Raw genomic sequence first — 11,834 nt, 5'->3', positions numbered from 1 at the left:
AAGGAGAACCTATGAAAACACCCTCACAGCCGCGCGCGATTTACTACATCGTTGCGATCCAGATCTGGGAGTACTTCAGCTTTTACGGCATGCGTGCCTTACTCATCCTTTATCTCACCCACCAGCTTGGCTTTGACGACAGCCATGCCATCAGTCTGTTCAGCGCCTACGCATCTTTAGTTTACGTTACCCCTATTCTCGGCGGCTGGCTTGCCGACCGCCTGCTCGGCAACCGCACGGCGGTGATTGCCGGGGCGCTGTTAATGACCCTCGGCCACGTGGTGCTGGGCGTCGAGTCGACCTCCGCATGGAGTCTGTACGTCGCGCTGGCGATCATCATCTGCGGCTACGGCCTGTTCAAATCCAATATCAGCTGCCTGCTCGGCGAACTGTACGCTCACGACGACCCGCGTCGCGACGGCGGTTTCTCGCTGCTGTACGCCGCCGGCAACGTCGGGTCGATCGCCGCGCCCATCGCCTGCGGACTGGCGGCGCAGTGGTACGGCTGGCATATCGGCTTTGCGCTGGCGGGGATCGGCATGTTTATCGGCCTGATGATTTTCTTAAGCGGCAGCCGCCATTTCCGGCATACCCGCGGCGTCGATAAACCGGCGCTGCGGGCAGTGAAATTTGTGCTGCCGACCTGGGGCTGGCTGCTGGTGATGCTGTGCCTGGCGCCGGTGTTCTTCACGCTGCTGCTGCAAAACAACTGGTCCGGCTATCTGCTGGCGATCGTCTGCCTGTTCGCCGCCCAGATGGTGGCGCGGATCATGATCAAAGCCCCGGAGCATCGTCGCGCGCTGTGGCAGATCGTCCTGCTGATGCTCGCCGGAACGCTGTTCTGGGTGCTGGCGCAGCAGGGCGGGAGCTCGATTAGCCTGTTTATCGACCACTTCGTCAATCGTCGCCTGCTGAACTGGGACGTGCCAACCGCGCTGTTCCAGTCGGTCAACGCGGTGGCGGTGATGGCGGCCGGCGTGGTGCTGGCGTGGCTGATGCGCCCGGAAGGCAGCGTGCGTTCGGTGCTGCGCGTCTGGCTGAAATTCGCTTTCGGCCTGCTGCTGATGGGCGGCGGCTTTATGCTGCTGGCGCTCAATGCCCGCCACGGCGCGGCTGACGGCCAGGCCTCGATGGGCATGATGGTCGCCGGGCTGGCGATGATGGGCTTTGCCGAACTGTTTATCGACCCGGTGGCGATGGCGCAAATCACCCGTCTGAACATGCCCGGCGTCACCGGGGTGTTGACCGGGATCTATATGCTGGCCACTGGCGCGGTCGCCAACTGGCTGGCGGGCGTGGTGGCGCAGCAAACCACCGAATCGCAAATTAGCGACACGGCGATTGCTGCCTATCAACATTTCTTCTCGCAGATGGGCGAATGGACCCTCGGCTGCGTGGCGGTGATGGTCGTTATCGCCTTTGCCGCGGCCTGTAGTGTGGGCAAACGCCGTGCGGCTGCCGGTGAAGTTACCGGCGGCGGCGCCTGACGCTCGTCCCGGCTGGTGGCGTAAACGCCTTATCCGGGCCGCGATTCGTAGCCCCGGTAAGCGCGGCGCGACCGGGGGCATGACATCAACAGCGGAGCGCGAAGTCGCTCCTTGCACAGCTTAGTGAACAGGAGGGGGATATTCTGGCATGCGCGGAGGCCAACGATAAAAAATACCGTTACTGAAGCCATAGCTGAGTGAGATCAGCTTGGAGTGAATCCAGGATCGTTAAGATTGTGCTCTGGTGTCTTCCCAGAGACAGGCCGCGCGGAAGGGTGACCTGGTTCAATTTATCGAAGCTAGTTTGAAAGCAAGGTTATGAGGAATCCATATGTCTGAACAACAAGCACAAGGTGCCGATGAGGCCATTGACCTTAATAATGAACTGAAAACTCGTCGCGAAAAACTGGCTGCACTGCGTGAGCAGGGCGTAGCCTTCCCCAACGACTTCCGTCGCGATCATACCTCTGACCAATTGCATGCTGAATTCGATGCGAAGGATAACGATGAACTCGCTTCCCTGAACGTTGAAGTTGCGGTGGCTGGCCGGATGATGACCCGCCGCGTGATGGGCAAAGCCTCTTTCGTCACTCTTCAGGACGTCGGCGGCCGCATTCAGCTGTACGTGGCGCGCGATGACCTGCCGGAAGGCGTCTACAACGAACAGTTTAAAAAATGGGACCTCGGCGATATCATCGCCGCCCGCGGCAAGCTGTTCAAAACGCAAACCGGCGAACTCTCTATTCACTGCACCGAGCTGCGTCTGCTGACCAAAGCCCTGCGCCCGCTGCCGGATAAATTCCACGGCCTGCAGGATCAGGAAGTCCGCTATCGCCAGCGCTATCTGGATCTGATCGCCAACGAAGAGTCACGTCATACGTTCCGTATCCGTTCGCAGATCCTCGCGACCATGCGCCAGTTCATGGTGGCTCGTGGCTTTATGGAAGTCGAAACCCCGATGATGCAGGTGATCCCTGGCGGGGCGTCCGCCCGTCCGTTCATCACCCATCACAACGCGCTGGATCTGGATATGTACCTGCGCATCGCGCCGGAACTGTATCTGAAACGTCTGGTGGTCGGCGGTTTTGAACGCGTGTTTGAAATCAACCGCAACTTCCGTAATGAAGGGATCTCGGTACGCCATAACCCAGAGTTCACCATGATGGAACTGTATATGGCGTATGCGGACTACAAAGACCTGATCGAACTGACCGAGTCGTTGTTCCGCACCCTGGCGCAGACGGTGCTGGGCAAAACCGAAGTGCCATATGGCGACCAGGTGTTTGATTTCGGTAAGCCGTTTGAAAAACTGACCATGCGCGAAGCAATCAAGAAACACCGTCCGGAAACCAACATGGCGGATCTGGATAACTTCGACGCGGCGAAAGCGCTGGCGGAATCTCTCGGTATTCAGGTAGAGAAAAGCTGGGGTCTGGGACGTATCGTCACCGAAATCTTTGACGAAGTGGCGGAAGCGCATCTGATTCAGCCAACCTTCATCACCGAATACCCGGCGGAAGTTTCCCCGCTGGCGCGCCGTAACGACGTCAACCCGGAAATCACTGACCGCTTTGAATTCTTCATTGGCGGCCGCGAAATCGGTAACGGTTTCAGTGAGCTGAACGATGCCGAAGATCAGGCGCAGCGCTTCCAGGATCAGGTGAACGCCAAAGCGGCGGGCGATGACGAAGCGATGTTCTATGACGAAGACTACGTCACCGCCCTGGAGTATGGTTTACCGCCGACCGCGGGTCTGGGTATCGGTATCGACCGCATGGTGATGCTGTTTACCAACAGCCATACCATCCGCGACGTGATCCTCTTCCCGGCCATGCGTCCGCAGAAGTAATCCGTTGCACTCCCTCCCGGCCTGCGCCGGGAGGTCCTCCCTGCATTATCCCCATCCTGTCTTTTGCCCTGCTTTATGAACCGCTAACCGCTATTTATCGGGATGTTTTGCCGTGGCCAGACGCGCGACAATAGTGACCATTTCGCAAGGAGACGCTATGAGCAAATTTGGTATTGCCCTCATGACCGCGGCGGCTATTAGCCTGCTGAGCGGCTGCCAGGCGGCGAAGGAGAAGCATCCGACGCAGGAGGAACTGATCCGCCAGATGCAGCAGCGGGCCGCGGCCCCGGATACGCACACACTGCCGCCGGGCAAAGCCACGCAGGACCAACTGATGCGCTACGCCTTCACGCTCAGAGAGGCGGTTATGGTTCAATTGCCCAACAGCGCACGCTACCAGGGGAAAATATGCTCCGTGCGGCTGTCGCTTAACCGCAGTGCAAAACTGACCGGACTGCAGCAGGAGGGGGGCGATCCGGCGTTCTGCGCGGTAGTGACCGATGCGGTACTGCGCACGACCTTCCCGCCCTTTGCCAGCGAAGGGGTCTACCAGATCTTTAACCATCCGCTACTGGATTTTAAGCCTTAGCGCACCCGGCTTTCCGCCCCCGCCGGACGGCAGGGGCGGAGAGATTACTGCACTTTTTGCAGGGAGCCGCGCTGGCTGCCGTTTGTCCAGCTGCCGTTAAAGGCGTCGTTGAGGGTAAAGGCTGAACTTTTCACCCGGAAAGTCAGTTTGCCCTGGCTGGCTTTCGCCGCCTCGACCAGATGACCATGGGTTTTCACCGTTTTAGCGGTGACGACAATCTCATCAATTTTATCGCCATACTCCGTATAAACATACCAGGTGCCCACCCAGGGGCCGAAGCCGCTGCTGGCCTGCTGCGCGGCGGCGGCATTCTCGGCTTTGGTTTTATGAATATCGCAGGTGGTCCCGTCGGTCATCTGCGTGCAGCCGGAACGTTCAAGCTGTTCCCGGTATTTCGCGCTAATGGCGTGGGCCGGCGCGGCGGCGACCAGCGCCAGGGTGAGGGTGGTGAAAAGCCAGGTCTTATTCATCTTATTGTTTCTCATCGCGATAGCGGCGTGCATGGTCATAAAGGTTGATACACATTGGTGCATTCTCCCGGTGGCGTCAGAATAAATATAACCGCAGCCATTCCTGATAAATAACTAGCAGGAAGGAGATGGGTTATTTATTGGTAAAACATCATTACCCTGATTTTATTTATCACTGTACCTTCCCGCTGCATGTCATATTATTGCAGAGAGAATGTTAAGTAATTGATGTTTTAAAAGTGACTATTTGTCACTTACGCAAATAACAGCAGGCCCGGCCTGGGCGCGCGGCTAAAGCCCGCGCCGGTGCGGTGTTGAGTTTTTTTCATATTGCTATCATCATATTTCGAATGAAAGGGATAACCTCTGAAGCGGGTTATTAAGCCAGTAATTTTTAGCCGCAAAATAAGCCGGCGGCAAGCATTATTTCCATTTATTTTTCAGGGTTACCTGAAATAGCGGATATATCGCCAGCGCAATGATGGATTTCCATCATTTCTCCGTTTTCATCGTCGGTCGTCGCCTGCTTATAGTGACGCCAGACAAGACCACAGGGTGAAAAGGAGAACAAGATGGCGACAGAGCATCTGCAGTGGGGCGTGAGCCCCCTGTGCTGGACCAACGATGTGCTGGAGGATTTAGGCGGCGATATCCCCCTGGATACCTGCCTGCGCGAGGCGCGGGAGGCGGGCTATCAGGGCATTGAGTTAGGACGGAAATTTCCCCGCCAGGCAGAGACGCTGGGCCCGCTGCTGGCGGCGGCTGACCTGCGCCTGGCGTCCGGCTGGTACAGCGGCTTGCTGGCCGAGCGCAGCGTGGAAGCGGAGCTGGAGGCGGTGCGGGAGCACGCGCAACTCCTCCGGCAGCTCGGCGCGAGGGTGATGGTTTACGGCGAGTGCGGGCAACTGCCGGGTGAAACCCCGCTTGATGAGCCTATTTCACTCTCGCCGCCGTTAAGCCGTGTCAGCCTGGCGGCGTATTGCCACAAGCTAAATACCTTTGCCGACCTGCTGCTGCGCGACTATGGCCTCCAGCTGGCCTATCACCATCATCTGATGATGCTGGTGGAGCACGATGACGAGCTGGAGCGGTTTCTGTCCCATACCCATGACAACGTCGGGCTGGCGTTTGATACCGGACACGCCTTTGTCGCCGGGGTCGAGATCCCGCGCGTGCTGCAAAAATATGGCCACCGTATCCGCCATCTGCATCTGAAAGACGTCCGTCCGCAGGTGCTGGGGCGTCTGTATCGTGAAAACCTGAGCTTTAACGAGGCGGTGCGCGCCGGGCTGTTTACTATCCCGGGCGACGGCTGCATCGACTATGCGCCGATCCTCGACTTCGTCCGGGACAGCGACTACCGCGGCTGGCTGATTATCGAAGCCGAGCAGGACCCGGCGATGGCGCCGCCGTTGGCCACTGCCCGCCGCGCCTTTGCCTGGCTGGCGCACCATTTTTCTTCCCCTTCACCGTCAGAGGAGCATGCATCATGAGCGCGCGGTTAAATATCGGTCTTATCGGCTCGGGTTTTATGGGTCAGGCACACGCTGACGCGTACCGTCGCGCGGCCATGTTCTATCCCGATCTGCCGAAGCGCCCGCATCTCTACGCGCTGGCGGATCAGGATCAGGCGCTGGCTGAACGCCATGCGGCGAAACTGGGGGCGGAAAAGGCCTACGGCGACTGGCGCGAGCTGGTAAACGATCCGCAGGTTGATGTGGTGGATATCACCTCGCCGAACCATCTGCACTACACAATGGCGATGGCGGCGATCGCGGCGGGTAAACATGTCTATTGCGAGAAGCCGCTGGCGGTCAACGAGCAGCAGGCGCAGGAGATGGCGCAGGCGGCACGGCGCGCGGGGGTGAAGACCATGGTGGCCTTTAACAACATCAAAACGCCGGCGGCACTGCTGGCAAAGCAGATTATCGCCCGGGGCGATATTGGCGAACCGGTGCGCTTTCGCGGCACCTTTGATCAGGGGTTTTATAACGACCCGAACCTGCCCTGGTCCTGGCGCTGCTCGAAAACCCTCGGCGGCAGCGGGGCGCTTGGCGACCTTGGCGCCCATACCCTGTCGGTCGCCCAGTTTTTGCTGGGCGGGATCCGCGAAGTGACCGCCAGCGCGCAAACCTGCCTGCGTCAGCGTCCGGTGCCGCAGCGCGATGCCGGGTATGCCAGCCGGGTCGCGGCCGATGCCGAGTGGCGGGAAGTAGAAAATGACGATCAGGTTCAGTGCCTGGTCAATTTCGACAGCGGCGCGGCGGGAGTGATTGAGGCCTCGCGCATCGCCGCCGGGCGGATCTTCGGCGTGTTCTGGGAGGTTTCCGGCACCGAAGGCACGCTGTATATGGACGGGGAGCGCTTTAACGAACTGCAGGTATATCGCTTCAACGATGATAAACACGACCGCGGCTTTAAGACGCTGTATGCCGGGAGCCAGATCCCGGCCTATGCCGGCTTCTTCGGCTTCGATTTTGGCGGCGGTGGGCTGGGCTATTTTGACGTCAAGGTGATCGAAGTGCATGACCTGGTGCAGGGAATTTGCGGGGAGGACGACTGCTATCCCAACTTTGAATTTGGTTTGCAGAATCAGCGCGTGCTGTCGGCGATTGAAGCCTCGATGGCCAGCCGTCGCTGGGTGAACGTGGTTAAAGACTAAGGAGCCGCTATGTTTCCCTCACACTTACCGACCCCGCGCCGCCCGGCGGCGCAGAGCATTCCCTCCCTGCGCTGGGGCATTATCGGTCCCGGCTGGATCGCCGAGCGCTTTGTTCATGCATTGAAAACCTACAGCCGGCAGCAGGTGGTGGCGGTGGCCTCCCGCAGCCAGGCGAAGGCCGAGCGGGTGGCCGCGGAATGGGGGATCCCCCAGGCTTACGGCCAGGTGGAGGAGATGCTGGCACGCCCGGATATTGATGCGGTGTACATTGCGACGCCGCACAACCATCACTTTCCCGACGGCATGCAGGCGCTGAAGGCGGGTAAACACGTGCTGATTGAGAAGCCCTTCGCGCTCAACCTCGGCGAAGGGCGTGAGCTGCAGGCCGAAGCCGCCCGCCAAGGGAAGCTGGCGCTGGAGGCAATGTGGTGCGATTACGCGCCGAAATATGATGTGATCCGCCAGCTGCTGGAGGATGGGGCGCTCGGCGACCTGCATACCCTGCTGGCCGATCACGGCGAGTATTTCACCCCCGACCACCGCATCTTCAATGCCGACCTTGCCGGCGGGCCGATGATGGACCTCGGCAGCTATTTGACCTCGTTTGCGCTGATGGTGGGCGGCATGCCGCAGGAGATTGTCGCCCGCGGCAGCGCCACGGCGGAGGGGCTTAACGGTCAGACGTCGATGCTGTTTAGCTGGCAGAACGGGATGCAGGGGTTGTTAAACACGACGTTGTTCAGCAACACGCCGGGCGGGGCGGTGGTGGCCGGACGCCAGGCGACCCTGACGATCGACGGTCAGTTTTACGCCCCCGGCGGCTTTACGCTCGCCGCCAGCCAGGGCGGGCAGGTGCTGCGCTGGGAAGAGCCGCGCAATCGCTACGACCAGCTGTTCTGGCAGGCGGAGCATTTTGCCTGGTGCATCGGCCAGGGGCTGCGGGATTCGCCGCTGCGGCCGCTCAGTCGGGTGCTGCAGAATCTGCAGGTGATGGATGAGGTGCGGCGCCAGGTGGGCGCGGTGTTTAACGAAGAACGCTAAGGAGCCGGCCGGGCTTTGGTTTGCAGATAGCGCGAGCGTGTCTGCCATTGCCCGGCACCAGGACGCGTACGATGCCGGATGTCTGTTGCCCGGCGGCGCTGCGCTTGCGCGGGCCTACGATTTTACTGCAACCGTTTGATATTAAAGCGGATTAATGCCTGTGTTATGTAGGCCGGGCAAGGCGTCGCCGCCGCCCGGCATAAAGGCTGGTACAGCGCCTGATGGCGGTTGCCACGCAACCACTCAGCGACAGTCGTCGACGGCGACAAACTGGCCATGCTGCAGGGACTGAACCGCCGCTTCGGCAATGGCCTGCGCCTGCAGGCCGTCCAGCAGGCCGGGCAGATCGGCCACGGTTTCACCATTCAGGGCGCGAATAAAGGCGTCAAGATGCTGGTAATAAGATCCCTGTACCCGGCTGAACCAGTCCGGCCACAGGCCCGGCTCAATGCGCTGATTGCCGCGCCACAGGGTAGGGCCCGCCGGCGACTGGCTACCGGACTCCAGCGCGCCTTCGGCGCCCAGCAGCGTGATCCGTTCATCATACCCGTGGCCGGTGCGGCGGGTGTTGTCCAGCTGCGCCAGCGCGCCGCCGCGCATCTGCATCATCAGGATGGAGGTGTCGACATCGCCAAATTCGGCAATGTCCGGCAGGGCCAGCGCCGCGCCCATCGCCGCCACGGTACGCACTTCATCGCCAGTGAGAAAGCGCAGGAGATCGAAGAAGTGGATCGCCTGATCGCGCATCTGGCCGCCGGAGCTGCGCAGATAGTCGAGCGGCGGCATGGTGGAGGCGCGGCAGACCATCTGCACCAGCTCGACCCGGCCGATCAGCCCTTGCTCCAGCTGGCGGCGGAGCTGCTGATGGCTGCTGTCGAAGCGCCGGTTAAAGCCGACAGTCACCGGCACGTTCAGGGGGAGCACCCGCTCCACCACCTCACGGGCGCGCGCCAGGGAGAGGTCGATCGGTTTTTCGCAATAGACCGCCTTGCCCGCCCGGGCGGCGGCTTCCAGCAGTTCGGCATGCGACGGGGTTGAACTGGCGATCAGCACCGCGTCGATGGCGTCGCTATGGATCGCCTCGCTCACTGTCACCGCCCGGGCGCCATAGCGGGCGGCCAGCACCTGGGCGCGCTCCGGGGCGGCATCGGCCACCATCGTCAGCGCACTTCCTTCATGACGGGCAAGACTGGCGGCATGAACCTGACCGATAAAACCACTGCCTACCAGGGCAAAACGTTTGCAGATCATTTTTTTCTCCAGAATGGCGAGGGGACGTTGCCACCATAATCGGTTTGCTAAACTCACTGACACTGCCGTTTTGATGGATTTCCATCATGAAGAGAGGGGCGATGAAAAACATTTCACTGGCGATGCTGGCCAGACAGATTGGCGTCGGCGTGGCCACCGTTGACCGGGTGCTGAACGAACGCGGCGGCGTATCGCCGCAGACCACCCGCAAAGTGCTGCAGGCGGCGCGCGAGGCGGGGCTGAAGCGGATCCTGCCGGAGGAGCACCGCTTCCCCTGGCAGGTTGAGGTCTTTCTCAGCAGCAATGACTCGTTCTTCTTTCCCCAGCTGGCGCAGGATTTTGCCGCCGTGGCGGATAGCCTCGGCTATCGCCGTCTGACCCTGCACCGCACCTTTGTCCCGGAGTCGCAGCCGACGACCCTGGCCCGGCGCATTGTGCGCAGCTGCCAGCAGCGTCAGGGGATCATCGTCTTCGGCAATGACCATCCCGCAGTGCACGACGCGCTGCGCCGCTGCCGGGAGGCGGGCGTCCCGGCGATCACCCTGGCGACGGACCTGCCCGGCGCCGACCGACTCTGCCACGTGGGGATCAATCAGCTGCAGGCTGGCCGCACGGCGGGGTTAATGCTGGGGAGGATGACGCCGCGGCCCGGCGAGGTGCTGATGGTCAGCGGCCGGCAAGATTACAGCGCGCATCGCCTGCGCATTCAGGGGTTTCGCGAGGTGCTGAGCCAGCGCTTTCCCCACCTGCAGCTCAGCGACGTGCTGGCGGGTGAGGAGCGGCGGGAGCAGATCACCCGCCTGCTGGAACAAGCCCTGTGCCGCAGCCGGAATATTGTTGGGATCTATAACACCGGGCTTGGCAATACCCAGATTGCCGAGGCGCTGGCCCGCCACCGCCGCGAAGGCGACGTCTGCTGGATCACCCATGAGCGTTACAACACCACCCGGCAGCAGCTGGCGAAGGGGAGTCTGGCGTTAACGCTCGATCAGAACACCCGCCAACACGCCCAGCTGGCGATCGACCTGATGCTGCGCCATCTGGAGTCCGGCTACCAGCCGCAAACCTATGCCGACGGTAAAGTCGACTTTATCCTCTACAGCGCCGAAAACGTCGACTGAGTCGGTCGGCGTATCCCCTCCTGACCGCATGACTATCCCTGGCGGGTAAATACCCGCCTGGCGGGGAAGCGATCGCGTCAAAGCGTTGTCTGCCTCTCATTTTTCGCTCATTTATGCGGCAATGTTAGATGTCTGTCAAAATTCTGTTACTGCATAGTTTTAAAATTTTCATTTCAGTTATTTACTTATAAAAGTTTCAAATGTCTTGTTAATGAAATAAATGGTCTGAAATCCAGGTTGCGGCGTAAATGGACTAACGTTTCAAAAAAGTGATGAAAAAACAGCCGTAATTTGTGATTTAGATCACGATGGAGTGCGAGAGGTGCCGCAGCGTCGTCGATATCACAGCAGACATTTGCCGCAACGTAACTGAAATTAATTTTTCATTTTATTTCATTCACCGGCGTACCTACAAAATCAAGGATCAACTATGAATATTAAGAAAACGATTGTTGCCTCTTTGTTAGCCTGCATGCTGCCTGCGGTGGTTATGGCAAAAGACGTCTCTATTGGCGTCTCCATGGCGCTGTTTGACGATAACTTCCTGACGATCCTGCGGACCTCGATGCAAAAAGAGATGAAAAAAGACGGCGTTAAATCGCAGATCGAGGACGCAAAAGGGGATGTCTCCCAGCAGCTGCAGCAGGTGCAAAACTTTATCGGTCAGGGGGTGGACGCCATTATCGTCAACCCGGTGGATACCAATGCGGTGAAACCGATTATGGATCAGGCCACCAAAGCCGGGATCCCGCTGGTGTTTGTGAACCGCCGTCCGCAGGCGGAGCTGACCGACAAGATGGCCTATGTGGGGTCGGATTCCATTCTCGCCGGCCGTCTGCAGATGGAAGCGCTGGCGAAAGCGATGAACGGTAAGGGCAATGTGGCGATCCTGCTCGGCGACCTGGCGAATGAGTCCACCCGCGATCGTACCAAAGGGGTGGAAGAGGTGGTGGCGAAATACCCGAACATCAAAATCGTCCAGAAGCAGACCGCGAAATTTACCCGCAATGACGCCGTGGACGTGGTCAGCAACTGGATGACCAGCGGTGAGGATATCCAGGCCATCGCCTCCAACAACGATGAAATGGCGATCGGCGCCCTGCAGGCACTGGGCAAAAACCCGAACCATATTCTCATCGCTGGCGTGGATGGCACTCCGGATGCCCTGCAGATGCTGAAGAGCGGCAAAATGATCGCCACCATCTTCCAGGATGCGAAAGGCCAGGGTGAAGGCGCAGTCGACGCGGCCATCAAGCTGGCGAACGGCGAGAAAGTGGAAAAAATCATCGACGTGCCGTATCAGCTGATTACCAAAGAGAACATGGCTGAATTTACTAACCGTAATCAGAAATAGTCCTGGCCAA

General features: G+C 59.7%; 10 protein-coding genes. 8 read left to right on the top strand and 2 right to left on the bottom strand.

All coding sequences use genetic code 11. The features are described from left to right. Positions 1 to 11: 11 nt before the first annotated feature. From dtpD to DTA24_RS21545, 3 genes are all read left to right on the top strand, one after another. Entirely contained in the window at positions 12 to 1,487 is a 1,476-nt protein-coding gene (gene dtpD, locus DTA24_RS21555; protein WP_012542563.1) for a dipeptide permease DtpD, read from the top strand. Positions 1,488 to 1,818: 331 nt separating this feature from the next. Then, positions 1,819 to 3,336, top strand: a complete 1,518-nt coding sequence (lysS, locus tag DTA24_RS21550; protein WP_004202393.1) for a lysine--tRNA ligase — start codon at positions 1,819 to 1,821, stop codon at positions 3,334 to 3,336. A gap of 157 nt (positions 3,337 to 3,493) precedes the next feature. Continuing rightward, positions 3,494 to 3,925, top strand: a complete 432-nt coding sequence (locus DTA24_RS21545) for a cell envelope integrity TolA C-terminal domain-containing protein (protein ID WP_012968783.1) — start codon at positions 3,494 to 3,496, stop codon at positions 3,923 to 3,925. Between the two features lie 44 nt (positions 3,926 to 3,969). Here DTA24_RS21545 and DTA24_RS21540 read toward each other — a convergent pair whose 3' ends face one another. Next, positions 3,970 to 4,395: a hypothetical protein gene (locus DTA24_RS21540; protein WP_032736131.1), complete on the bottom strand. Its 426-nt coding sequence runs from the start codon at positions 4,393 to 4,395 to the stop codon at positions 3,970 to 3,972. Between the two features lie 572 nt (positions 4,396 to 4,967). Here DTA24_RS21540 and iolE point away from each other — a divergent pair. The 3 genes from iolE to DTA24_RS21525 are packed head-to-tail and all read left to right on the top strand — an operon-like array spanning position 4,968 to position 8,098. After that, positions 4,968 to 5,888, top strand: a complete 921-nt coding sequence (iolE, locus tag DTA24_RS21535; protein ID WP_032729506.1) for a myo-inosose-2 dehydratase — start codon at positions 4,968 to 4,970, stop codon at positions 5,886 to 5,888. Next, on the top strand, positions 5,885 to 7,057 hold the full coding sequence (locus DTA24_RS21530) for a Gfo/Idh/MocA family protein (protein WP_023322173.1): 1,173 nt from the start codon (positions 5,885 to 5,887) through the stop codon (positions 7,055 to 7,057). The genes iolE and DTA24_RS21530 overlap by 4 nt, the downstream gene beginning before the upstream one ends. Before the next feature lie 9 nt (positions 7,058 to 7,066). Then, positions 7,067 to 8,098, top strand: coding sequence for a Gfo/Idh/MocA family protein (locus tag DTA24_RS21525; RefSeq protein ID WP_040973739.1), 1,032 nt, complete (start codon positions 7,067 to 7,069; stop codon positions 8,096 to 8,098). Positions 8,099 to 8,341: 243 nt separating this feature from the next. Here DTA24_RS21525 and DTA24_RS21520 read toward each other — a convergent pair whose 3' ends face one another. After that, positions 8,342 to 9,349 carry a Gfo/Idh/MocA family oxidoreductase gene (locus DTA24_RS21520; RefSeq protein ID WP_110195023.1) on the bottom strand — a complete coding sequence of 336 codons (1,008 nt, stop codon included), beginning with the start codon at positions 9,347 to 9,349 and terminating at the stop codon, positions 8,342 to 8,344. Positions 9,350 to 9,450: 101 nt separating this feature from the next. Here DTA24_RS21520 and DTA24_RS21515 point away from each other — a divergent pair, with 101 nt between their 5' ends. Together DTA24_RS21515 and DTA24_RS21510 are read left to right on the top strand one after the other, a co-directional pair. Beyond that, positions 9,451 to 10,470 (top strand): LacI family DNA-binding transcriptional regulator, encoded by a 1,020-nt coding sequence (locus DTA24_RS21515; RefSeq protein ID WP_032701031.1) that lies wholly within the window; start codon positions 9,451 to 9,453, stop codon positions 10,468 to 10,470. Between the two features lie 430 nt (positions 10,471 to 10,900). Beyond that, positions 10,901 to 11,824: a sugar ABC transporter substrate-binding protein gene (locus DTA24_RS21510; protein WP_002892597.1), complete on the top strand. Its 924-nt coding sequence runs from the start codon at positions 10,901 to 10,903 to the stop codon at positions 11,822 to 11,824. Positions 11,825 to 11,834 lie beyond the last annotated feature (10 nt).

It is taken from the genome of Klebsiella sp. P1CD1 (assembly GCF_003790505.1).
Taxonomy (GTDB): Bacteria; Pseudomonadota; Gammaproteobacteria; order Enterobacterales; family Enterobacteriaceae; genus Klebsiella; species Klebsiella variicola.
Note: the sequence above shows the minus strand (reverse complement) of the source record. Positions and strands in the feature narration are given on the sequence as shown.